Origin of the sequence: Williamsia sp., from assembly GCF_016462415.1 — a bacterium.
Lineage (GTDB): Bacteria > Actinomycetota > Actinomycetes > Mycobacteriales > Mycobacteriaceae > Williamsia_A.
On the sequence record NZ_JAEMTF010000012.1, the window covers coordinates 57715 to 79856 of the forward strand.

The 22142-nt window shown below is 68.3% G+C and carries 22 protein-coding genes and 1 tRNA gene; 18 read left to right on the top strand and 5 right to left on the bottom strand.

Translation table 11 applies throughout. The annotated features are described in order from the left end of the window. Positions 1–3 precede the first annotated feature (3 nt). Positions 4–1533, bottom strand: a complete 1530-nt coding sequence (locus JHC79_RS05250) for a threonine/serine exporter family protein (RefSeq protein ID WP_296389033.1) — start codon at positions 1531–1533, stop codon at positions 4–6. Between the two features lie 9 nt (positions 1534–1542). On the opposite strand from JHC79_RS05250, the gene JHC79_RS05255 reads away from it, so the two are divergent. From JHC79_RS05255 to JHC79_RS05270, 4 genes are all read left to right on the top strand, one after another. Next, positions 1543–1617 (top strand) — tRNA-Thr (locus JHC79_RS05255). Between the two features lie 42 nt (positions 1618–1659). Then, complete coding sequence (locus JHC79_RS05260; protein WP_296389034.1) at positions 1660–2751, top strand: XdhC/CoxI family protein; 1092 nt, start codon at positions 1660–1662, stop codon at positions 2749–2751. A 115-nt stretch (positions 2752–2866) separates the two neighbouring features. Next, the gene (locus tag JHC79_RS05265; RefSeq protein ID WP_188485934.1) at positions 2867–3037 is read left to right on the top strand and encodes a CsbD family protein; all 171 of its coding nucleotides are present in this window, start codon (positions 2867–2869) and stop codon (positions 3035–3037) included. 141 nt (positions 3038–3178) lie between these two features. Continuing rightward, positions 3179–3448, top strand: coding sequence for a LapA family protein (locus tag JHC79_RS05270; protein WP_296389036.1), 270 nt, complete (start codon positions 3179–3181; stop codon positions 3446–3448). Between the two features lie 75 nt (positions 3449–3523). Here the strand turns inward: JHC79_RS05270 and JHC79_RS05275 are convergent, their stop codons facing one another. Together JHC79_RS05275 and JHC79_RS05280 are read right to left on the bottom strand one after the other, a co-directional pair. Further along, positions 3524–4327 carry a formate/nitrite transporter family protein gene (locus JHC79_RS05275; RefSeq protein WP_296389039.1) on the bottom strand — a complete coding sequence of 268 codons (804 nt, stop codon included), beginning with the start codon at positions 4325–4327 and terminating at the stop codon, positions 3524–3526. Then, entirely contained in the window at positions 4324–5112 is a 789-nt protein-coding gene (locus JHC79_RS05280; protein WP_296389041.1) for an alpha/beta hydrolase, read from the bottom strand. Before JHC79_RS05280 ends, JHC79_RS05275 begins: the two co-directional genes overlap by 4 nt. A gap of 130 nt (positions 5113–5242) precedes the next feature. On the opposite strand from JHC79_RS05280, the gene JHC79_RS05285 reads away from it, so the two are divergent. From JHC79_RS05285 to JHC79_RS05325, 9 genes are all read left to right on the top strand, one after another. Further along, complete coding sequence (locus tag JHC79_RS05285) at positions 5243–5644, top strand: RidA family protein (RefSeq protein ID WP_296389043.1); 402 nt, start codon at positions 5243–5245, stop codon at positions 5642–5644. A 56-nt stretch (positions 5645–5700) separates the two neighbouring features. Further along, the gene (locus JHC79_RS05290) at positions 5701–6855 is read left to right on the top strand and encodes a winged helix DNA-binding domain-containing protein (protein WP_296389045.1); all 1155 of its coding nucleotides are present in this window, start codon (positions 5701–5703) and stop codon (positions 6853–6855) included. A 13-nt stretch (positions 6856–6868) separates the two neighbouring features. Continuing rightward, positions 6869–7411: a methylated-DNA--[protein]-cysteine S-methyltransferase gene (locus JHC79_RS05295; protein ID WP_296389048.1), complete on the top strand. Its 543-nt coding sequence runs from the start codon at positions 6869–6871 to the stop codon at positions 7409–7411. A gap of 85 nt (positions 7412–7496) precedes the next feature. Continuing rightward, entirely contained in the window at positions 7497–8195 is a 699-nt protein-coding gene (locus tag JHC79_RS05300) for a response regulator transcription factor (RefSeq protein WP_296389050.1), read from the top strand. Then, positions 8192–9652, top strand: coding sequence for a HAMP domain-containing sensor histidine kinase (locus tag JHC79_RS05305; RefSeq protein ID WP_296389053.1), 1461 nt, complete (start codon positions 8192–8194; stop codon positions 9650–9652). Before JHC79_RS05300 ends, JHC79_RS05305 begins: the two co-directional genes overlap by 4 nt. Positions 9653–9777: 125 nt before the next feature. Beyond that, positions 9778–10203 (top strand): HIT family protein, encoded by a 426-nt coding sequence (locus tag JHC79_RS05310; protein ID WP_296389054.1) that lies wholly within the window; start codon positions 9778–9780, stop codon positions 10201–10203. 140 nt (positions 10204–10343) lie between these two features. Continuing rightward, entirely contained in the window at positions 10344–11600 is a 1257-nt protein-coding gene (locus JHC79_RS05315; RefSeq protein ID WP_296389078.1) for a bifunctional glycosyltransferase family 2/GtrA family protein, read from the top strand. After that, the gene (locus JHC79_RS05320; protein ID WP_296389056.1) at positions 11597–13753 is read left to right on the top strand and encodes a glycosyltransferase family 39 protein; all 2157 of its coding nucleotides are present in this window, start codon (positions 11597–11599) and stop codon (positions 13751–13753) included. Before JHC79_RS05315 ends, JHC79_RS05320 begins: the two co-directional genes overlap by 4 nt. Before the next feature lie 142 nt (positions 13754–13895). Then, a complete protein-coding gene (locus tag JHC79_RS05325) occupies positions 13896–14384 on the top strand; it encodes an FBP domain-containing protein (RefSeq protein ID WP_296389059.1) in 489 nt (162 codons plus the stop codon). Positions 14385–14391: 7 nt separating this feature from the next. Here the strand turns inward: JHC79_RS05325 and pip are convergent, their stop codons facing one another. Next, on the bottom strand, positions 14392–15372 hold the full coding sequence (gene pip / locus JHC79_RS05330; protein ID WP_296389061.1) for a prolyl aminopeptidase: 981 nt from the start codon (positions 15370–15372) through the stop codon (positions 14392–14394). 62 nt (positions 15373–15434) lie between these two features. Between pip and JHC79_RS05335 the strand changes: the two genes are divergently transcribed. Together JHC79_RS05335 and purD are read left to right on the top strand one after the other, a co-directional pair. After that, positions 15435–16709, top strand: a complete 1275-nt coding sequence (locus tag JHC79_RS05335; RefSeq protein ID WP_296389062.1) for a low temperature requirement protein A — start codon at positions 15435–15437, stop codon at positions 16707–16709. Between the two features lie 31 nt (positions 16710–16740). Continuing rightward, a complete protein-coding gene (purD, locus tag JHC79_RS05340; RefSeq protein WP_296389064.1) occupies positions 16741–17997 on the top strand; it encodes a phosphoribosylamine--glycine ligase in 1257 nt (418 codons plus the stop codon). Between the two features lie 18 nt (positions 17998–18015). Here purD and JHC79_RS05345 read toward each other — a convergent pair whose 3' ends face one another. Continuing rightward, on the bottom strand, positions 18016–18927 hold the full coding sequence (locus JHC79_RS05345) for an alpha/beta hydrolase-fold protein (protein ID WP_296389066.1): 912 nt from the start codon (positions 18925–18927) through the stop codon (positions 18016–18018). Positions 18928–19079: 152 nt separating this feature from the next. On the opposite strand from JHC79_RS05345, the gene JHC79_RS05350 reads away from it, so the two are divergent. The 3 genes from JHC79_RS05350 to JHC79_RS05360 all read left to right on the top strand — a co-directional run bounded on the left by JHC79_RS05350 (position 19080) and on the right by JHC79_RS05360 (position 22086). After that, entirely contained in the window at positions 19080–20249 is a 1170-nt protein-coding gene (locus tag JHC79_RS05350; RefSeq protein ID WP_296389069.1) for a pyridoxal phosphate-dependent aminotransferase, read from the top strand. Positions 20250–20345: 96 nt separating this feature from the next. Then, complete coding sequence (locus tag JHC79_RS05355; protein ID WP_296389071.1) at positions 20346–20942, top strand: TetR family transcriptional regulator; 597 nt, start codon at positions 20346–20348, stop codon at positions 20940–20942. Positions 20943–21168: 226 nt separating this feature from the next. After that, positions 21169–22086: a glycerophosphodiester phosphodiesterase family protein gene (locus JHC79_RS05360; RefSeq protein ID WP_296389080.1), complete on the top strand. Its 918-nt coding sequence runs from the start codon at positions 21169–21171 to the stop codon at positions 22084–22086. The last annotated feature ends 56 nt before the right edge of the window (positions 22087–22142 follow it).

Genomic DNA, 22142 nt, shown 5'->3' on the forward strand with positions numbered 1-22142 from the left:
CCTCTACTTTACCCGGTTCGCCGATTCGGGTTGTGCCCGGAGCGGCTCGGTGATCGCGGTGAGCAGCGGATCGGCCACCGGCTGCGGTTCGGTGTCGGGTCGGGTGAACCGTTTCGGTCGCAGCGCCGACCGCGCGGTGAGCAACGCGCGGGTGGGTCGCGACGGGATGCGCGGGCGGCGCAGGGTCCGGGCGATGAACTCACCGAGGGTGACGCCCGCGGCGAGCGCCGCACCGATGCCCAGCGCCGAGGCGATGGCGGTGAACCCGTCGAGCGTCTGCTCGTTGAGGACGCCGTAGAGGCCGCGATAGACCGCCAGACCGGGCAGCAGGGGAGTGATGCCAGCGACCGCGACGACCAGCGGCGGGGTGAGTGCACGGCGGGCCAGCAGACCACCGGCGAACCCGACGGTCAGCGCGGCCATGCCACCTGCGATGACCCCGCCGATGCCGGCGAGCGCGGCGCCCGCCGACACCGCGGCGCCGATGAGTCCGCCCATGAACGCGACCGGCAGCGCGCGGTTCTCGGCGTAGCTGGCCAGCGCGTACGCGCCGGCCGCGATACCGCCACCGAGGATCTGGGCCGGTGCGTCGGTGAGGCCCAGTTGGGTGGTGCTGGTGATCGTCGGCAGATAGATGCCGGTGCTCTCCAGCAGTTTGATGGCCACACTGACCCCGGCGATGATGCCGCCGGTGAGGATGAGCAGTTCGAAGAATCGGGCCACGCCGGTGATCGGTGCACCGGTGATCGCATCCTGCACAGAACCGACCAGCGACAGTCCGGACAGCAATACGATCACTCCGGCGGCGATGACCAGGGTCGGGGAGATCCCGACCCCGAGTGCCTCCTGATACTGGTAGACGATCGCCGCCGGGATGACCGCGACGAATCCGCCGGCGATCTGCTGGAAGAACACCGGTGTGCCGAGGCGGTTGAGTGCCTGGTTGAGCCGGTAGATGACCGCCGTGGTGAGAAACGAGACCACCGCGACCAACCAGTTGCCGCCCAGGGTTACCGACAGCGCCGCCGCCATCGTCGACCACGCCAGCGTCGCCACCCAGCGCGCGTAGGGGTGCGGAGCCGCGATGATCTCGTCGATGACCAGGTGGGCCTCGCCCGGGGTGACGGCCAGGCTGCGGATCTTGCGGATGAGTCGGTCGACCTGGGCGAGGCGGGTGAAGTCGAGCGAGCGGTAGTGCACCGTGCGCATCGCGGTGACCGGCGGCATCGACGACCCGCGACGGGCACTGGCCATGATCGTGTTGTAGGTCACGTCGACGTCGCATCGCTCGACGCCGAACATCCCGGCGACGAAACGGATCTGGGTCTGGGTGTCGATCGCGCCGGTACCGGAGTCGAGCAGCACCGACCCGACCTTGATGGCGAGGTCGAGGACCTCGGTGACCGCGCCGTCGTCGGTGAGATCGACAGGTTGCCGGGGTGACAGCGGCGATGTGTACGGCTCGATCGTGTCGATCGTGGCCCGTTTGGAGCCCGCCAATGGGCGCAACATCCGGCCGATATACTCACGCACGAGACACACGCCTCCTTAGCTCAGCGGTAGAGCACTCGCCTTGTAAGCGAAAGGTCGTCGGTTCAATCCCGACAGGAGGCTCCACGAGTCCGATCACACTGTCGCTGAACACGATAATCTCTTTTGATGCTCGACATCCTCGACGCCCTCGTCGTCGGGTCCACCCGATCGCCGGTGGCACTCGCGCGGATCGTCGGTGTCACCGGATCGTCCCCGCGCACGGTGGGTTCCGCGCTGGTGGTGACCGGCGACGGAGACGTCGTCGGGTCGTTGTCGTCCGGGTGTGTCGAGGCGGCGGTCGTCGCCGCTGCCGTCGACGTGATCGCCACCGGCGAACCATCGTTCGAGCGCTTCGGCGGATCCGACATCGACCCGTTCGCGGTCGGACTCACCTGTGGCGGCGAGATCGAGGTGCTCATCGAACGCGTCGACGACCCTTCCGTCTTCCTCGACCTGCGCGCTCGGATCGCCGCACGCACGCCGTGTGCGCTCGTGACCACCGTCGGTGCACCCACACTGCGCACGGTGCTGACGACCGCGCAGCGGTATGAACCGAATTCGCCGTGGAACCGGGTCGATCGCTATTCCCGCGCGTTGCTCGCTGTCGGTCGCAGCGGGATCGTCGGTGGCAGCGAGGTCAACAACGGCGACGAGGCGGCCGGGTGCCGTCGGCCGGTCTTCGTGCAGTCGTTCGCGACCGCGCCGCGGATGATCCTGGCCGGGGCCAACGATTTCGTCCGCGCGCTCACCGACACCGCCCGGACGCTCGGCTACGCGGTGACGGTCGTCGACGCCCGCGCCACTTTCGCAACACCGCAACGCTTTCCGCGTGCCGACGCCGTCGTGGTCGACTGGCCGGACCGCTACCTCCGCGCCGAACACGCGGCCGGACGCCTGGACGGGCGGACCGTGGTCGCGGTGATGACACACGACGACAAGTTCGACGTCCCGACGATCGTGGCGGCCCTCACCCTCGGCAGGTTCGCGTACGTCGGTGCTCTGGGATCCCGTCGTACCCACGCTGATCGGCGGTCGCGCCTCGTCGACGCGGGCGTGGCCCCTGAGGACCTCTCCCGTCTGCACAGCCCGATGGGCCTCGACCTCGATGCCCGCACCCCCGAGGAGACGGCGGTGTCGATCGCCGCGCAGATCATCGCGGTGCGCTCGGACGCCTCCGCGCGGCCCCTGTCGATCCTCAACGGCCCGATCCACCGGTAGCCCGCCACTGTGTGATCGGTGTCACGCGGGATGTGGAGTGCAGAACTTCGTCGGTCCACGACTCACTGGATGTAACCGCGGCACCCCGGTCGCGGAACCTGAGGAAGGAATCATCATGGGAATCGTCGACAAGGCCAAGAACGCTGCAGAAGACGCGATCGGCAAGGCCAAGGAGGTCGTCGGTGACGTGACCGACAACAAGGACCTCGAGGCCGAGGGCAAGAAGGACCAGGGCGTCTCCGGCGCCAAGAAGGTCGGCGAGAACATCAAGGACAAGCTGAGCTGATCGGCCCTTGATCCGCCGCTCGCCACACGCTCGTCGGGTCGCCGCCCATCCGGCGGCGACCCGCAGGGCCGCGATCCGGCCACCCGCCGTCGCCCCGCCCTGACCCATCCACTTTCATCACCCCAGAGAGAAGGCATCACCATGGCCACCGCCACCACCGAGACCACCACCCACCGTTCCGGACGCCGCACCTTCGGCGCCGCGTCGAAGCTGATGCTCGCCGTCGCGACCGTTCTCGTCGCCGCGCTCGTCGTCTTCGTCCTGCAGAACACGGTGCACACCTCCATCAGCTTCATCGCCTGGGATTTCGATCTGGGTGTCGGTGTCGCGCTGCTGGGTTCGGCGGTTGTCGGTGCCGTGGTCGCGTTGACCCTCAGTGGAGCCGTGCGCGCCCGCCGCGCCCTGCGCTGATCTCGTCCGCTCCACCAGACCCCGTCGCGATGAGTTCTCGGTCGCGGCGGGGTCTGTTGTCGTGGTCGAAGGGCGTCAGCGCTCGCGTTCCTCCGCGACGAGTTCCTTGGTGCGGAGCAGTCGCAGCGCCGTCACCAGGACCACGCCACCGATGATGTTGAACGCGGTGGTGTACCAGAACCAGTTCAGCCAGTCGAGATAGCTGACCTCGGCGCCGGTCTGGATGGCGCCGAAGATGATCAGCGAGTCCAGGACCGAATGGAACAGCTGCAGCCCGGCCAGCAGGAACGCGGCACCCACGGCCGCCACGATCTTCGCGACGTCGGACTGCGTGCCCTGCTGCATCCGGGTCAGCAGGGTCATCGTGGCCCCACCGAGTACCGCCAGACAGATCGACTGCAACGCCAGCGGTGCGTCGACGAAGTGGAGCGCGGATTCGCTCAGCACCCCGGACCATTCAGGGAACGCCCGGGTGATGATCCACATGATCGCCCACCCACCGACGAGGTTGGCCGCGAGCGTCCCGACCCACAACTTGGCCAGCTGGGCGACGGATCCGTTCCGCGAGACCACCGCCGCGACGGGCATGAGGAAGTCCTCGGTGAACAGTTCACTGTGCGCCAGGAAGATCGCGATGAGCCCGATGCCGAACGCCAGGCCGGCGAGCAGGTGATTGCCGGTCTCGTGCAGCACGGCCAGCATCGCCATGATCCCCAGGGCTACCTCGATCCCGCCGAACAGGCCGGTGATGATCACCGTCCGGACGGTGCGGTGCAGCCGCTCGGCCCCCTCGGTGACGATGACCTCGAAGCTGTCCTCGAGTTCGCTCTCGAGGGGACCGTCATTGCGACCGATGCTGCGGCGTTGCTCCTCGGTCATCCGCGGCCGCCGTGCGCCCCGACCCACTCCAGGACCGACTTCGCCACGTCGGACCAGTCGTTGTCGATGACCAGCGAGTGTCCCCGGTCGGCGAAGGTGCGTCGCTCGGTCACGGCATCGGCGTGGCGATACGACTCGAAACTGGACGTCGGCGCGGTGTCGTCGGTGGTCTGACCCCGGCCACTGGAGACGAGGAGCAGGGGTCCGCGGGCGGGGTCGTCCGCCGCGGGCGGCTCACTGCCCGCGAACTCGGTCTCGAACATGAGGGCCCCGGACGCGGGGATCGTCCATCGTTCGTACAGGCTGTCCGATTCGTCCTCGCTGATGGCGTTGCCGAACACCGATCGGAACTGGCGGTTGTTCAGGTTGACCTCGCGGCCACGGTTGGCCGGGTTCGCCATGGCCGGATACTCGGCGATCAACTGCGAGATGGGCTGCGGGAGTTCCTCACTCAGACGGGCCGGGTCGATGGCGACAGCGGCCGACGCGAGTCCCCTGGCGAGCAGGTACTCCGCGACGAGACCGCCGTGGGAGTGACCGACCACCACCGGCGGGCTGTCGAACTCGGCGGCGATGCGCGCATAGTGCGTGGCGACCTCGGCGATGCCCATGCCCACCACGTCCTCGCCGCGTTGGCGGCACTTGAACACCGAGGAGTGCTCGCGCGGCCATCCGGGTGCGGACGCGGGGATGCCCTCGGCGACGAACAGATCGATCCAGGGTTTCCAGGTGGACGAGTGCAGCCAGAGGCCGTGGACGAAGATCACCGGTGCGGATGCGGCCATGTGGCGCTCCTTCATCGATAGCGGAACAGGCCCGATGCTGGAGACGCTGCGGCGTCCCGAGATCCGGGACACGATTCGACGCTACTCGGATGCGGGCGTCCGCGGAGGGCAACGACGTAGGGTGGACCCCATGTCGCAGTTACGCCTGAACGGCTCCGAAACCCTCTACGACGGTGGATTCACCTACAGCGCAACGGCGTTGCCCGGTTCGATCATCTTCACCGCCGGCGCTGCACCCACCGAGGCGGACGGATCTACCTTCGGGCCCGGCGACGTACAGGCCCAGGCACGCCAATGCATGCTCAACCTCACCACCATCCTGTCCGAGGCGGGCGCTTCTCTCTCGGACGTGGCCAAGGTGACCGTCTACGTCGCCGAGGGTCTGCAGGCCGACCTCTCGGTGGCCTGGGACGCGGTGGTCGAGGCCTTCGGTGCCCACAAGCCGGCGGGCACCCTCATCGGTGTCACCGTGCTCGCCCACGACGGTCAGCTCGTCGAGATCGAGGCGATCGCGGCCATCCCGCAGAACTGACCCGCACCTCGATGCCCACCCGGTTGCGAGTCACCGCCGCGCAGAGACGCGCTCGCATGCTGCGACGGCACCTGTTGACCGACACCGCACGGGCCGACGGCGCCCTCGAGGTGGCGCAGGCCGTCGTCGCGTTGCACGCCACCTGCCCGCCGACGGTGTTCATGTCGGTGTGGGCGCGCACAACGGGTTTCGTGCCCGACGATCTCCAGTCCCTGCTCTACGAGTCGCGGTCGCTGGTCAAACAGCTGGCGATGCGTCGCACCGTGTTCGTCGTGGATCGTGCGACCCTCGCCGATGCGGTCAGCGCCGTCGGTCCGCGGGTCGCGGCGAGCGAACGGACCAACATGCTGCGCGATCTGCGCCGCAGCACTGATTTCCCGGACCCCGAGGGCTGGATCGAGGCCGCACGCTCCGCCGTCGCCACCGAACTGTCCGACGGCACCCTCGCGTCGTCGTCGGAACTCCGCAAGCGCCTGCCGGAACTCGACGGCGTCATCGTCTCCGGCCCGCTCGACACCTGGGGTGGGTCGTCCCCGATGGGGCCGCGGGTGCTCAACATGATGAGCGCGGCCGGCGACATCGTCCGCGGACCCAACACCGCAGGCTGGCACGTCTCGCGCCCCCGCTGGTCGTCGATGCCGCGCTGGCTGGGTGCCGAGCTCCCGCTCGTCGATCCCGAATCCGGACATCGGGCCATGGTGGAGCGGTGGCTGCGATCCTTCGGGCCCGGCACCGAGACCGACATCGTGTGGTGGTTGGGATCGACGAAGAAGGCGGTCCGGACGGCGTTGGCGCAGCTCGACGCGGTGGAGGTGGACATCGAGGTCGACACCGACCGGTTCGAGGTCGGATATCTGCTGCCCGACGATCTCGACCCCGTCGAGCCGGTACCGCCCACCGGGGCCGTCCTGCCCGAACTCGACCCCACGACCATGGGGTGGAAACAGCGCGGGTGGTATCTCGGTGCGCACGGGGCGGAGATGTTCGACCGCAACGGCAACGGCGGTCAGAGCATCTGGTGGGACGGCCGGATCGTCGGCGGATGGTTCCTCCGGCCGGACGGCTCGACCGGGCTGCATCCCCTGGAGAAGCTGTCGCGCGGCGCCACGAAGGACCTGACCGCACGTGCCGACGCCCTGGCCGGCTGGCTCGGTGAGGTGCGGCCGAAGCCGGGGTATCCGGCCCCGTTCATGCGGAACACCGCCTCGTGATGGCGGTGCGAGCATGACCCGCGACGACCGCGGTTTCACCCTGTTCGACACCGCGTTGGGTATCTGCGGGCTGGCCTGGGATCTCCAGGACCGCATCGTCGCCGTCGCGTTGCCCGAGTCGGACGCGAACGACGTCGCCGTCTATCTGCGCGGTTTCGACGCGACCGAGCAGACCCCACCGGAGGCCGTCGCCGAGGCGGCGGAGTCCATCGTCCGTCTGTTCGCCGGTGAGGACGTCGACCTGTCGGCGATCGTGGTCCACGTCTCCGACCTCCCCGAGTTCGATCAACGCGTCTACGCCGTCACCCGGTCCATCCCACGGGGCCGCACCCTGACCTACGGGCAGGTGGCGGCCCGGATCGGTCAGCCGCTGGCTGCGCAGGCGGTCGGGCGATCGCTGGGCCGCAACCCCATACCGGTCGTCATCCCGTGTCACCGCGTGCTCGGGGCAGGAACCGAGGTGGGAGGGTTCTCGGCACCCGGCGGAGCGGCGACCAAGGGGCGGATCCTGGCCGCCGAGAGCGTCCCGGGGTTCGGTGAACCCACGCTCTTCTGACGGCTCACGTGGTGCGATGAGAGTTCACAGCGAGCTGCCAGGAAGTGTTCAGCGGTGGCCCAGCGTAAACACGGAAGGTGGCACCATGACTGATTCCGGTGCCCGGGTGCTCGTCGTCGACGACGAGCCCAACATTCTCGAACTGCTGTCGGTGTCGTTGAAGTTCCAGCACTTCGATGTCGCCACCGCGGCGAGCGGTCCGGCCGCGATCGACAAGGCGCGGACCTTCCGTCCCGACGCGCTCGTCCTCGACGTGATGATGCCCGGGATGGACGGTTTCGGCCTCCTGCGGCGTCTGCGTGCCGACGGCATCGAGGCGCCGGCGCTGTTCCTCACCGCTCGCGACTCGATGGAGGACAAGATCAACGGCCTCACCATCGGCGGTGACGACTACGTCACCAAGCCGTTCAGCCTGGAAGAGGTGGTGGCCAGGCTTCGGGTCATTCTCCGTCGCAACGGTTTCGGTGAGCAGAAGGCCGAACCCACCCGGATCACGTTCGCCGACATCGAACTCGACGACGACACCCACGAGGTGTGGAAGGACGGCGAACTGGTGTCGCTGTCGCCGACGGAGTTCACGCTGCTGCGGTACTTCATGATCAACGCGGGCACGGTGTTGTCGAAGCCGCGCATCCTCGACCACGTCTGGAACTACGACTTCGGTGGCGAGGTCAACGTCGTCGAGTCGTACGTGTCCTACCTGCGCCGCAAGGTCGACACCGGGGACAAACGCCTGATCCACACGCTGCGCGGCGTGGGATATGTGATGCGCGAACCCCGATGACCACTGCCCGCCCGGATCAGGAGGCGGTCACGACCGCACCACCGTCGACCCCGCCTCGACATCGTCGCGGCATCCCACTGCGGGTGTCGCTCGTCGGGTTGATGCTGGTGCTCGTCGCGCTCGGGCTCGTGGTGTCGGGGGTGTCGGTGACGTCGGCGATGGAGAACCGGCTCATCGACCGCACCGACAACGGTCTGGTGGGCGCAGCGGACACATGGGCCCGACCGCGGGAGAACGCCGATCGCTTCGGTCCGCCGCAGGACGAACGGCGACCACCATCCCCCTACTGGGTGCGCGTGACCCCGACGGGTGGTTCCGAATTCGTCATCAACGACGTCGGCGGCGAGCCGGATCTCGACAGCCTTCCGGCGCAGGGAACCGGGCCGACCACCGTGCTCTCCGCCGACGGCGGTTCGGCACGATGGCGGGTCGTCAAGACGGTCAATGCGTTCGGGACGTCGGTGGTGGCCATCAAACTCACGGATGTCGACGACACCGTGCAGCGGCTCACCTGGCTGCAGCTCGGTGTGGGACTCGCGGTCGTCGTCGTCGTCGGTGGACTCGGATACCTGCTGGTGCGCAGCAGCCTCCGCCCGCTGCGACGCGTGGAGGTCACCGCCGAGGCGATCGCCGGCGGCGACCTCGACCAGCGTGTCCCGGTGTCGCCGGCCAACACCGAGGTCGGACGGCTCGCGGCGTCGTTGAACGTGATGCTGCACCAGATCCAGGCCGCCTTCGCCACCACCGCCGCGTCGGAGGAACAGGCCCGGCGTTCCGAGGACAAGATGCGCCGGTTCGTCGCCGACGCGAGTCACGAACTGCGCACGCCGCTCACGTCGATCCGTGGCTTCTCCGAGCTGTACCGCCAGGGCGCCATGACCGATCCCGACCAGTTGATGTCGCGGATCGAGCACGAGGCCGGCCGGATGGGGCTACTGGTCGAGGAGTTGCTGATGCTCGCCCGGCTCGACGCGCAGCGTCCGCTGGAACGTGCCCAGGTCGACCTGCTCGGTCTGGCGTCGGACTCGGTGCACAGCGCGCGGGCCACCGCGCCGAACCGCGACATCTCCGTCGAGATGATCGACGGGCCCGGCATCCCGGCCGTGATGGGCGACGCACCGCGGTTGTCGCAGGTGCTCAGCAACCTCATCACCAACGCCATCCGACACACCGGCGACGACGCGCGGATCACCGTCCGCGTCGGCACCGACGAACACAGCGCGATCCTCGCCGTCGCCGACACCGGTCCCGGGCTGAGTCCGGACGACCAGGCGCGGGTCTTCGAACGCTTCTACCGCGGCGACAGCTCACGGCACCGCGACGAGCGCTCCGGGGGCAGTGGGCTCGGGCTGTCGATCGTGGCCGCGCTCGTCGCCGCCCACGGAGGCACCGTCGGCGTCGAGGACACCCCCGGCGGCGGAGCCACCTTCTGGGTTCGGTTGCCGCGGTTGGAGTGAGGCGGACACGATTCCGCCCTCAACTCACGAACCCGCCTCCTGCCCGACGCGGGTTCGTGAGTTTCACGCGGGTTGAGCGCTGACACGCCCCGTGCTCGATTGTGCGACGCAATACGATCGACCCCATGGCTTCGGTATTCAGCATGATCATCAACGGCGACATCCCGGGACGTTTTGTCTGGAAGGACGACACGGCCGTCGCGTTCCTCACGATCAACCCGGTGACCGCAGGTCACGTGCTCGTGGTCCCGCGCGAGGAGATCGACCACTGGGAACAGGTCGACCCGGCGGTGTTCGCCCACCTGACGTCGGTGTCGCAGATCATCGGCCAGGCAACCCGGGAGGCGTTCGATGCCCCACGGATGGGGCTGCTCATCGCCGGCCTCGAGGTGCCGCACCTGCACATCCACGTCTTCCCGGCGCACTCGGTGGAGACCTTCGACCTCGCGTTGGCCGAGAAGGACCCGGATCCGGCGTCGCTCGACGACGCCGCGAACCGTGTTCGTGCAGCTCTGCGGGCGGGCGGGCACGAGGCGCACACGTCCGACTAGGGGTGCCCTCGCTCACAGGAAGCTGACAGGTCGGCCGCAGAGACGCGGCAGCTTGCGGGATCAGAGTCTGTGTCATGACAACAGACACCGTTGACCGGTCGGGCGGTCCCGCGATGCCGGAGCCGGCCGACGCCCCTGAGATGATCGTCGTCGTGGACGGCACGGCCGCCCATCCCGAGCTCGATGTCGTCGTGCCGGTCTACAACGAGGAGGCCGACCTCGCCGGGTGCATTCGTCGCCTCGGCGAACACCTGAAGAACAACTTTCCCTACTCGGCGCGGATCACCATCGCCGACAACGCGAGCACCGACAGCACCCTCGCCGTCGGCGTCGAGCTCGCGCAGACCATGGAGCACGTGCGCGTCGTGCACCTGGCGCAGAAGGGCCGCGGTCGTGCGGTCAACGCGACGTGGAGCATGAGTGACGCCACCGTCGTCGCGTACTGCGACGTCGATCTGTCGACCGACCTCAACGCGCTGATGCCGCTGGTGGCGCCCCTGCTGTCGGGACACTCCGATGTCGCCATCGGATCCCGGCTGTCGCGGTCCTCACGCGTCGTGCGTGGCGCGAAGCGCGAATTCATCTCGCGCAGTTACAACTTGATCCTGCGCACCACGATGGGGGCCAAGTTCTCGGACGCGCAGTGCGGTTTCAAGGCGATGCGCGCCGACGTCGCGCACGCGCTGCTGCCCTACGTCGAGGACACCGGTTGGTTCTTCGACACCGAGCTGTTGGTGCTCGCCGAGCGCATCGGACTTCGGATCGCCGAGGTGCCGGTCGACTGGGTCGACGACCCCAACAGCAGCGTCGACATCGTCAAGACCGCGACCGAGGATCTCAAGGGATGCTGGCGCGTCGCCCGCGCCCTGGCCAACGGCGATCTCCCTGTGGTCGAGCTGCGACGCAGCCTGGGACGCAATCGCTTCGACGATCCGCAACTCACCGGGGTGCCGCACGGCATGGTCGGTCAGCTGGTCCGATTCGGCGTCATCGGGGTCATCTCCACGGTGGCCTACGCGGTGCTCTATCTCGTGCTCCACTCGATGCTCGGCGCCCAGTTCGCGAACTTCGCGGCGCTGCTCATCACCGCGGTGTTCAACACCGCCGCCAACCGCGCGTTCACCTTCGGGGTCAAGGGGCGCGAGGGCGCCGCCCGGCACCACATGCAGGGCATCGCGGTGTTCCTGTTCGGATGGGCGATCACCGCAGGATCCCTGCTCGCCCTGGAGGCCGGTTTCCCGGGCGCCTCGAAGCACATCGAACTCCTCGTCCTCGTCGTGGCGAACCTCGTTGCCACCCTGACCCGATTCGTCGCCTTCCGATGGGTGTTCCGCAACGCCCACGGCTCGGCGAGCCAGGCCCGATCCGACGACGCAGGCATGGAGGCCGCAGCGTGACATCCGTTCTCGACACACCCACCGGCGTCTCCCCATCCGACGATGGGAGGCGCCGATGGGCGGTTCCCCGTCCGGACCGGTGGGGGCTCGGCATACTGCTCACCGCCACTGCCGTGCTCTACCTGTGGAATCTGAGCATCAACGGCTACGCCAACTCCTTCTACTCGGCGGCGATCCAGGCCGGGTCGCAGTCGTGGAAGGCGTGGTTCTTCGGTTCCTCCGACGCGGGCAACTCCATCACCGTCGACAAACCGCCGGTCTCGCTGTGGATCCCGGGGATCTCCGTGCGCATCTTCGGGCTCAACTCCTGGTCGATCCTGGTTCCGCAGGTGCTGATGGGGGTCGCGTCGGTGGCGTTGCTCTACCTGATCGTCAAGAAGTACCTCGGGGTCTCCGCGGGCCTGTTGGCCGGCGCCGCGCTGGCGCTGACACCCGTGGCCACGTTGATGTTCCGCTTCAACAACCCCGACGCACTCCTGGTGCTGCTGATGATCGCCGCCGTCTGGGCGACCCTGAAGGGGATCGAGGACGGCCGGATCCGGTGGATGGTGCTCACCGGCGTGCTGGTGGGTATCGGGTTCCTCACCAAGCAGCTGCAGGTGTTCCTGGTGATCCCGCCGTTGGCGATCACCTATCTCGCGTTCGGACAGCACACCTGGATCAAGCGGTTCGGACATCTGCTCGCCGCCCTCGCCGCCATGTTGGTCAGCGCGGGTTGGTGGGTACTGGCCGTGACGTTCTGGCCCAAGGACTCCCGGCCCTTCATCGGCGGCTCGCAGAACAACTCGATCCTGGAGTTGACGTTCGGCTACAACGGATTCGGCAGACTCACCGGAAACGAGACCGGCAGCGTCGTTCCCGGTGGCGGCAACCGGTCCGGTGCAGCCGAGGCGGCCACGGGGTTCGGTGGTCAGGCACCCGGCGGCATGGGCGGGCCGGGCGGACGCGGCGGCATCTGGGGTGACACCGGCGTGTTCCGCATGTTCCAGCCCGAGCAGGGCGGTCAGATCGCCTGGCTCATCCCCACCGCGCTCATCCTCGGCGTTGCGGCACTGGTGTTGTGCGGCAGGTCGTCTCGAACCAACATCCACCGGGCGCTCATCAGCGTCTGGATGCTGTGGCTGCTCACCACGACGGCTGTCTTCAGCTTCATGTCCGGCATCTTCCACGCGTATTACACCGTCGCACTGGCACCCGCCATCGCCGCGCTCATCGGGGCCGGCGGTGTCATGTGCTGGAAGGGTCGTCACATCACGTGGGTGCGGATCGTGCTCGCGGTCGCCGTCCTGGTGACCGGCGCGATGTCGTTCTTCCTGCTCAACCGATCCTCGGACTTTCTGCCGTGGCTGCGGTGGGTGGTCGTGGTCCTCGCCGTGGTCGCCGCCGTCGCGCTGGTGGTGCCGAAGTGGCCGAGGGTTGCTGCCATCGCGGCCGCGGTCGCGATCGTGATGGGCCTCGCCGGTCCGACGGCGTACGCCCTGGACACCGTGACGACCGCGAAGAACGGACCGATCGTCTCGGCCGGACCGTCGCAGGGCGGCTTCGGTCCCGGCGGTATGGGCGGTCGTCGTGGCGGGATGCGCGGCGGCTTCGGACCGGGCGGGTTCGGTGGCCAGGCACAAGGAGGCCAGACACCCGGTGGTCAGGCACCCGGTGGCTTCGGCGGTCAGATGCCTCCGGGGATGGCTCAGGGCGGCGGTCAACAGGGTGGTGTGACGCCGGGCGCCGGAACGGGTTCAACCGGTTCGACCCTGGCCGAGCGATTCGGCGGCATGGGCGGTCCCGGCGGGTTCATGCAGGCGTCGACGCCGTCGACGCAACTGGTGGAACTGTTGGAATCCGACTCCGACAAGTACACGTGGGTGGCGGCCACCGTCACGGCGATGTCGGCGGCGGGGTATCAGCTGGCGACGCAGGATCCGGTCATGCCGATCGGCGGGTTCAACGGCAGCGATCCGTCGCCGACGCTCGCGCAGTTCCAGGAGTACGTCCGTCAGGGCAAGATCCACTACTTCATCGGCGGCGGGATGATGGGTGGCGGGATGAACGCCGAGGGCACGGCCACCCAGATCAGGGAGTGGGTCACCGCGAACTACACCGAGAAGACGGTCGGTTCGGTGACGCTCTACGACCTGACCCAGCCCAAGGGCTGAGTCACGGCAGCGACGGCCGTCGGACCCCCGATCCGGCGGTCGTCGCGTTGTCGTCGGGCGCGGAAAACTCGTTGTACGTCGCGCTGACCCGCGCGTAGCGTCACTCGCCGAGCCCGACCGACGATCAACGAAGAGTGAGTCCATGCATCCCGTCACCGAAGCCGACATCAGGTCGTCGTTCGTCAACTGCACCAAGGGCGAGGCCAAGCGCATCGTCATCCCCCGTGATCTCGACACGCGCCCGTGGGACGAGCTCGATTTCCTCGGATGGACCGATCCGACGTACGCCGGACGCTGCTACCTCGTCGCCCCGGACGGGGACGGACTCGTCGGGCTGGCCCTGCGGCACGAGACCGGTGGGTCCAGGCGCGCCCAGATGTGCAAGATCTGCCTGACCACGCACCCGTCCGGCGGGGTCTCGCTGATGACGGCGAGCAGGTCCGGCGACGCGGGACGGAAAGGCAATTCGGTCGGGACATACATGTGCACCGATCTCGCCTGCTCCCTCTACGCGCGCGGGAAGAAGACCCCGGCCTTGGGTAAGCAGTACCGCGAGGACCTCGACGTCGAGGCCAAGATCGAACGAGTGCACACCAATCTGGCTGCTTTCGTCGCCCGAGTGTCCGACTGAGGCGTGATCAGGTGCGCGCGAAGCGGTCTGCGGCTTCGAGGAGACGCCGCCCGATCTGTGTCGACCCGGTGTGGCCGCCGTCGTCGGTGATGAACAACTCCGAGCCGGGCCACGCGCGGGCCAGGTCATAGGCGGTTTCGGCGGGACAGCTGAAGTCGAGGCGGCCGTGGACCAACACACCGGGGATGCCCGCGAGTCGGTGGGCCTCGCGGATGAGGACTCCTTCGTCGAGCCACGCCGCATTCGCGAAGAAGTGACTACAGATCCGCACCAGGGCGACACGTGCGTCCGACGGTCGATCACCGAACGGATTCGACTTGGGACGTGGTTCCAGGGAGAGAACAGTGTCCTCCCAGCGACACCAGGCATCGACCGCCGCGGTACGGACCTCGATGTCGGGATCGTTCACGAGTCGCGCGTACGTGGCCACGAGGTCCTGCCGTTCGGTTGCGGGACGATGCTCGCCGACGCCGGCGCCGGCGCGGAATCGATCCCACTCCTCGGGGAAGAATCTGGCCACGCCCCGGTAGAGCCAGTCGAGTTCGCGGCGACTCGAGGTTGTGACCGCGACCAGGAGGATCTCTGACACGCGCTCTGGATGTGTTTGCGCGTACGCCAAGGTCAGCGTCGACCCCCATGATCCGCCCTGCAGCATCCATCGCTCGATCCCGAGATGTTCGCGAATGAGCTCCATGTCGGCGACGAGGTGCCATGTCGTGTTGGCTTCCAGCGACGTCGCCGGATCACTGGCGTGGGGGAGACTCCGCCCGCTTCCACGCTGGTCGAAGATGACGATGCGGTACCGCTGCGGATCGAACGTGCGTCCCCCGCCCGGCGGGTAGCCGCTACCCGGACCTCCGTGTACCAGCAACACCGGCTTACCGTCCGGGTTGCCGCAGGTCTCCCAGTAGACGAGGTTGCCGTCGCCGACGTCGAGCATGCCGGTTTCATGGGGAACGGTCGGAGGGTAGGGCACGACGGCGGCCATTTACCCAACCTAACGGGTGCCGGTGCCGCACGCAGGGAACGGGCAATACGTACTATTTCGCAATGACTTCAGACCCCGGTAGCGGTGGAGCAAAGGTCCTGAGCCATCGCGCCGCGAAGATGACCGGCCGCGCGCGGGACGAAGAGGGCCGCACCGCAACGAATCTGGAACTGTTCTTCGACCTGACCTTCGTCGTCGCGTTCTCGTTGGCGGGCACGCAGGTGGCGCACTATCTCGCCGACGGCGACTACAAGACCGCGATCATCGGCTTCCTGTTCGCGACGTTCTCCAGTATCTGGGCGTGGATCAACTTCTCGTGGTTCGCCTCGGCCTTCGACACCGACGACTGGGTGTTCCGCGTCGTGACGATGGTGCAGATGGGTGGTGTCCTCATCCTCGCGCTGGGCATCGAGCCGGTCTTCACCTCTGTCGCGGAGGGGGAGCACATCGACAACCGGGTCGCCGTCCTCGGTTACGTGGTCATGCGCGTGGCGATGATGTTCCAGTGGATCCGAGCCGCGCTACAGAGCACGGAGTACCGACGGACCTGCCTCACCTACGCGCTGGCCATCCTCGTCGCGCAGGTCGGCTGGATCGTTCTCATCGTGGTGAACACGTCGCTGATCCCCACACTCGTCGCGACCCTCGTGCTGGTCGGGGTGGAACTGTCCGGACCGTTCATCGCCGAGCGGCTCAACTCCGAGCCGGACACACCGTGGCATCCGCACCACATCGCCGAGCGCTACGGGCTGCTGGCGATCATCACCCTGGGTGAGGGCATCGTCGGCACGGTGGTCGCGCTGCAGGCGGTGGTCCACGCCCAGGGGTGGACCCTGGAGACGGCCGTGCTCGGGTTGGCCGGGACCGCGGCCACCTTCGCGATGTGGTGGATCTACTTCGTGGTGCCCACCGGCGAGGCGTTGGAACTGCGGCGCGCCAAATGTTTCGGGTGGGGGTACGCGCACATCATCGTCTTCATGTCCATCGCCGCGGTCGGTGCGGGGTTACACGTGGCGGCGCTCTATCTCGAACACGAGTCGCACATCTCGGCCGCGGCCGCAGTGGCGTGCGTCGCCGTCCCCCTCGGCATCTACATCGTGTCGATCGCCGCGATGTACACCTACCTCGTCGAGTTCGACGTGCTGAACCTGGCGCTGACGGTGGCGGCGCTCGCGGTCCTCGTCGGGTCGGTGTTCCTCGCCGCGGCGGGATTGTCGGTGGTCTACGCCCTGGTGGTCACGGCCGCCGCGCCCGTCGCCGTGGTGATCCTCGACGAGGTCGTCGGCACGAAGCATCGCGCGGTGGCCCTGGAACGGCTGGAACACAGCCTGTCCTGACGGGGCGCCGCTGCTAGTAGAGTGTGGCCCCGTGCGAACACTGGTGATCGGATCGGGCGGCCGCGAACACGCGCTGCTCGTGGGGCTGTCGAACGATCCGGAGGTCACGGCGCTGCACGTCGCTCCTGGTAACGCGGGCACGGAATCGCTGGCCACCAACCACGCGGTCGACATCGCCTCCGCCGACGCCGTCATCGCCCTGGCGCGTGAGGTCGAGGCCGACCTCGTGGTCATCGGACCCGAGGTGCCCCTGGTCCTCGGTGTCGCCGACGCCCTGCGGGACGCGGGCTTCGCGACATTCGGTCCCGGCGCCCAGGCCGCGCGGATCGAGGGCTCGAAGGCGTTCGCCAAGGACGTGATGGCCGCGGCGAACGTTCGCACCGCGCACAGCGAGATCGTCGACAACCCGGCTCGTCTCGACGCGGCGCTGGACCGGTTCGGCCCCACCTGGGTCGTCAAGGACGACGGGCTGGCCGCGGGCAAGGGCGTCGTGGTCACCACCGATCGGGCCGCGGCCCGTGTGCACGCCGCCGATCTGCTCGAAGACGGGCACCCGGTCCTGCTGGAGTCGTTCCTGGACGGACCCGAGGTGTCCCTGTTCTGTCTCGTCGACGGCACCGAGGTGGTCCCGTTGCTGCCCGCGCAGGACCACAAACGAGTCGGTGACGACGACAAGGGCCCCAACACCGGCGGCATGGGCGCCTACACACCGCTGCCCTGGTTGCCCGACGGCATGGTTGATCGCATCGTCGACGAGGTCGTCAGACCCGTTGCGGCAGAGATGGAATCGCGCGGTATACCGTTCAGCGGCCTGCTCTACGCCGGGCTCGCCATCGGCGCCGACGGGCCGGCGGTCGTCGAGTTCAACTGTCGCTTCGGCGATCCCGAGACCCAGGCCGTGCTGTCACTGCTGGAATCCCCGCTGGGACGGGTGCTGTCGGCGACCGCGACCGGCACCCTCGCCGACCTCGAACCGTTGCGCTGGCGTGCGGGATCGGCGGTCACCGTCGTCGTCGCGGCCGAGAACTACCCCGGTACGCCGCGTAAGGGTGACGTGATCACCGGCAGCGAGGCCGACGGGGTGCTGCACGCGGGTACCGCGCGCGGCTCCGACGGATCCGTCGTCTCCAGTGGGGGACGGGTGCTGAGTGTCGTGGGCACGGGCGCTGACCTCGCGGCAGCGCGGGCCCAGGCCTACGAGCGCATCGCGGCGGTGAAACTGGCGGGCGCACACCACCGTTCCGACATCGGACTCGCTGCCCTCGAGGGGCGCATCACCATCCCCTGACCATCGTCGACGGGAACATCAGGCGGCGAGACTGCGGCCCAGGAACGCCATCTGGTCGGGCAGTACGCTGCGCCAGTACCGGTTGTTGTGACCACCGGGCGAGGTGGAGAAGGCCGCGGCCGGATGCAGCCCCGCCATCCACTGACGGGTGTAGAGGTAGAACTGGTCGCTCGACCCGATGTTGATGAGCAGCGGGATCTTCGTCAGCGCGGCCTGCTGGCCGAAGAGTGAATTGGCCTGGTAATCCGCCGGGTTGTCGAAGGCGCGGGGCGGGAAATTGCGTGGGTCGCCCCACAGCGCAGGCGAACTAGCCGCGATACCGGCCACCCGCGACGGGCCCATGATGGCCCCGAGTCGCAGCGCGCCGTAACCGCCCATCGACCAGCCGTAGAGGCCGATGCGGTCGGTACGCAGACCGAGCGAACGGTTGTCGGTGAGCATCGGCAGGAACTCGTTGATCACCATGGCTCCGCTGTCGGTGCCGTCGACCCGCGGATGGAAGTACGACCGTGCCGCGTCGACGGCCGCGAGGGCGAACGGTGCGGTTCCGCCGGCGACCGACTGGGCCAGATACCGGTGCATCTGCAGGCTGCTGTCGAAGGCGGTGCGCTCGTCGGAGTTCAACGCGTGCAGGATCACCACGACGGGGATGTCGCCGGTGACACCCGGCGGTCGCGCGACGACCCAACGGGTGTCGCGACCACGCATGGCGACGGAGCGGAAACTGCCGGTGATCAGGGCGGGATCGCCGGGGACGACGGCCGCGCTGGTCGTGCTCTCGGGGACGACCTCGTCCTGTGCACGCGCCTGCAATCGTTGCCGCGGAGGCAATCCCGTGGCCGGTTCGCCGGCGCACGCGGCCAGCGCACCGAGTGCGGAGAGACCGGCGCCGGCTCGGAACAGCGCGCGACGGTTGAACCTGCTCGTCACAGATCGAGCCCCGTCATCGTCGTCCCCCGAATCCCTGGTGTGTGCGCCCCCTGGCCATCGAACCCACAGGGTACCGGTGCGGCCGCCGACCGATGAATCGCGACGTGGGCGCCCTTTCTCGCCGCCGCGGCGTGGGCCACTACGCTCGACGGATGGCGGCAGCGGAGGGATCGCGGCGATCGGACGTGGCGATGTTCCACGTGATGGACGTGCTGGCTGCGAGTGCCGCGCGACGCGCAACGGGGCTCGAGGTGGTCTCGTTCGCGGCCGGGCAACCGTCCACGCCGGCGCCGGCGCCGGTACTGCGCGCGGTGCATTCCGCCCTCGACTCCGACCTGCTCGGCTACACCGAGTCGCTCGGTCTGACGCCGTTGCGTGAGGCCATCGCCGATCTCTACCGACGCCGGTACGGACTGGCCGTCGACGCGACCGACGTCGTCGTCACCACCGGGTCGTCCGGTGCGTTCACGTTGATCTTCCTCGCCGCGTTCGATGTGGGGGACCGCGTCGCGATGGCACGGCCGGGCTACCCCGCCTACCGCAACGCGCTGACCGCCCTGGGGTGCGAGGTCGTCGAACTCGACTGCGGCCCGGAGTCGCGGTTCGTCCCGACCCCGGCCATGCTCGACGCGCTCGACGAACCTCCCGCAGGGCTCATCGTGGCCAGCCCGGCCAACCCCACCGGGACGATCCTGACCCCGGCGGAGTTGGCCGACCTCGCCCGCTGGTGCGATGCGCACGGCACCCTGCTGATCTCCGACGAGATCTACCACGGGATCGAGTACGGCAGCCCGGACCGGCCGACCTCGTGCGCGTGGGCGACATCGCGTGAGTCGGTGGTGATGGGGTCGGTGTCGAAATACTTCTCGATGACGGGGTGGCGCCTCGGCTGGATGTTGGTGCCGCGTCGATACCTCCGGGGCGTAGAGCGACTGACCGCGAATCTGACGATCTGCCCGCCCGCGGTGTCTCAGATCGCGGCGATCGCGGCCTTCGACGAGGAGTCGATCGCCGAGTGCGACTCCCACGTCGCCCGGTACGCCGCGAACCGGGCCGTCCTGCTCGACGGTCTGACGAGTCTGGGGATCGACGACATCGCCCCACCGGACGGGGCCTTCTACGTCTACGCCGACGTGGGTGCGGTGACCGACGACTCCCTGGGGTGGTGTGCGCGGGTGCTGACCGAGACCGGGGTGGCGATGGCCCCGGGCGCGGATTTCGACACCCGCACCGGACACCGCACGGTCCGACTCAGCTTCGCGGGCAGTGCGGCCGACATCGAGCGTGGGATCGAGTTGCTCGGTCCCGTCGTCCGGCTCTGACCGCGCTGCTCACACCCCGAACCGATTGGTGATCGTCCTGGAGCAGATTTGCGCAAAACAAGTCTGAGGTCGTGTGTGCTTTGGCACGATGAGCCGATGACGTCGGCAGCCACGCCCAAGGGATTGCGACGGCGGGCGCGACTGATCTCCGCCGCCGGAGAACTCTTGCTGGAGGGTGGGTTTGATGCCGTTCGGCACCGGGCGGTCGCCGAACGTGCCGGACTGCCCCTCGCGTCGACGACGTACTACTTCGAGTCGCTCGAGGATCTGATCGTCGAAGCGGTCACCTTCACGTGTCATCACGACGAGGAGGCGATCCGGCTGCGGTCGGAGTTGTTGACGCGTCGTCGTCGCGGCGGTGAGGCCACGGCAGAGGCGCTGGCGGACGTCTTCGTCGGCGATTGCACGACCCGCGACGAACTCACGACCCGCTTCGAGATGGTCGTGCTGTGCGCCCGCTTCCCGCGACTGCGACCGGTGCTGGCGAACCGGCGCAAGCTGCTGGCCGGTCTGCACGGCGAGGTGTTGGAGAAGTCCGGCCGCGTCGGCAGTCCCGCGCGCATCGCCCAGCTGATGGCCGTCGAGGACGGCGCCGTGGTGGGCGCGCTCGCCGACGCCGAGGACGACGTGATGGCAGTGACCAGGGTGGCGCTGTGCGATGTGGTCGATGTCCTCGCGCCGGTCAACGCCTGAGTCCGCAGGCATTAACACTCGATGAACACCCCGGGCTGAGCTGGCCCTGCACGCCACGACCCCCATAGTTTGGATCTTCGTGACCTCTTCTCGCCTGTTCCGCAGCGCCGCCCTGCTCACCGCCGCCGCGGCTGCCGCCGTCGGCCTCGCCGCGTGCGGCTCGGATTCCTCGTCCGCCGCGTCCGACTCGTCGAGTTCGGCCTCCGGGTCCGCCCGCGCCTTCGATCTGCAGGCGCACCGTGGCGGACGCGGTGAGCACACCGAGGAGTCGCTGTACGGGTTCGAGCAGGCGCTGAAGCTGGGCGTCGACACCCTCGAGCTCGACATCGTGCTCACCAAGGACCTGCAGCCGATCATCTGGCACGACCCCACGATCGACCCGACGAAGTGCTCCGACACCGCGGCCGCCACGCCGGGAGATCGGCAGTTCCCGTACGTCGGCAAGGTGGTCCACGACCTGACCTACAAGCAGATCGAGACGCTGACCTGCGGCAAGAAGCTCGAGGGCTTCCCGGACGCGAAGGTCGTCGAGGGCAACAAGATCGCGCTGTTGCCGCAGCTGTTCGCGCTGGCGGACAAGTACAACGCGCGGGTGCACTACAACATCGAGACCAAGATCGAGGGCGAGAAGCGCAGCGAATCGGCGACGCCGCAGCAGTACGTCGACGTGATGCTCGGTGCGATCAAGGCGGCGGGCAAGACCGACCTCGTCGACATCCAGAGCTTCGACTGGCGGACCCTGCCGCTCGTGCGGGCCGCCGATCCGTCGATCCCGCTGGTCGCGCTGTGGGACGAGACCACGTGGAAGTCGAAGTCGCAGTGGACCGGGTCGGTGGACTACGACGCGGTCGGTGGCGACGTGATCGCCGGTGCCAAGCAGCTCGGGGTGCAGGTCCTCTCGCCCGGCTACTCGGTTCCCTACGGCCAGACGACCAAGGACGCCGGTTTCAAGCTCATCGCCGACAAGGGCTTCGTCGATCGCGCGCACTCGGCAGGTTTCACGGTCATCCCGTGGACCATCAACGACACCGACGTGATGAACGCGCAGATCGATGCCGGGGCCGACGGGATCATCACCGACTACCCGAGTCGGCTGCGTCAGGTGCTCGCCGATCGCTCGATGCCTCTGCCCAAGGCCTACTGAGCCGTCAGTTGGGCACGTAACCCCGTCGACTGGGCGGTTGCGGACGTCGACTGGGC

What these genes read in the sequence shown, in the direction of transcription:
- JHC79_RS05270 (WP_296389036.1), top strand. Translation starts at nt 3,179, where the DNA reads ATGGCCACCGCCACCACCGAGACCACCACCCACCGTTCCGGACGCCGC.
- JHC79_RS05335 (WP_296389062.1), top strand. Translation starts at nt 15,435, where the DNA reads ATGACTTCAGACCCCGGTAGCGGTGGAGCAAAGGTCCTGAGCCATCGC.
- JHC79_RS05295 (WP_296389048.1), top strand. Translation starts at nt 6,869, where the DNA reads ATGACCCGCGACGACCGCGGTTTCACCCTGTTCGACACCGCGTTGGGT.
- JHC79_RS05285 (WP_296389043.1), top strand. Translation starts at nt 5,243, where the DNA reads ATGTCGCAGTTACGCCTGAACGGCTCCGAAACCCTCTACGACGGTGGA.
- pip (WP_296389061.1), bottom strand. Translation starts at nt 15,372, where the DNA reads ATGGCCGCCGTCGTGCCCTACCCTCCGACCGTTCCCCATGAAACCGGC.
- JHC79_RS05350 (WP_296389069.1), top strand. Translation starts at nt 19,080, where the DNA reads ATGGCGGCAGCGGAGGGATCGCGGCGATCGGACGTGGCGATGTTCCAC.
- JHC79_RS05300 (WP_296389050.1), top strand. Translation starts at nt 7,497, where the DNA reads ATGACTGATTCCGGTGCCCGGGTGCTCGTCGTCGACGACGAGCCCAAC.
- JHC79_RS05310 (WP_296389054.1), top strand. Translation starts at nt 9,778, where the DNA reads ATGGCTTCGGTATTCAGCATGATCATCAACGGCGACATCCCGGGACGT.
- JHC79_RS05325 (WP_296389059.1), top strand. Translation starts at nt 13,896, where the DNA reads ATGCATCCCGTCACCGAAGCCGACATCAGGTCGTCGTTCGTCAACTGC.
- JHC79_RS05275 (WP_296389039.1), bottom strand. Translation starts at nt 4,327, where the DNA reads ATGACCGAGGAGCAACGCCGCAGCATCGGTCGCAATGACGGTCCCCTC.
- JHC79_RS05290 (WP_296389045.1), top strand. Translation starts at nt 5,701, where the DNA reads ATGCTGCGACGGCACCTGTTGACCGACACCGCACGGGCCGACGGCGCC.
- JHC79_RS05315 (WP_296389078.1), top strand. Translation starts at nt 10,344, where the DNA reads ATGATCGTCGTCGTGGACGGCACGGCCGCCCATCCCGAGCTCGATGTC.
- JHC79_RS05265 (WP_188485934.1), top strand. Translation starts at nt 2,867, where the DNA reads ATGGGAATCGTCGACAAGGCCAAGAACGCTGCAGAAGACGCGATCGGC.
- JHC79_RS05280 (WP_296389041.1), bottom strand. Translation starts at nt 5,112, where the DNA reads ATGGCCGCATCCGCACCGGTGATCTTCGTCCACGGCCTCTGGCTGCAC.
- JHC79_RS05355 (WP_296389071.1), top strand. Translation starts at nt 20,346, where the DNA reads ATGACGTCGGCAGCCACGCCCAAGGGATTGCGACGGCGGGCGCGACTG.
- JHC79_RS05260 (WP_296389034.1), top strand. Translation starts at nt 1,660, where the DNA reads ATGCTCGACATCCTCGACGCCCTCGTCGTCGGGTCCACCCGATCGCCG.
- JHC79_RS05305 (WP_296389053.1), top strand. Translation starts at nt 8,192, where the DNA reads ATGACCACTGCCCGCCCGGATCAGGAGGCGGTCACGACCGCACCACCG.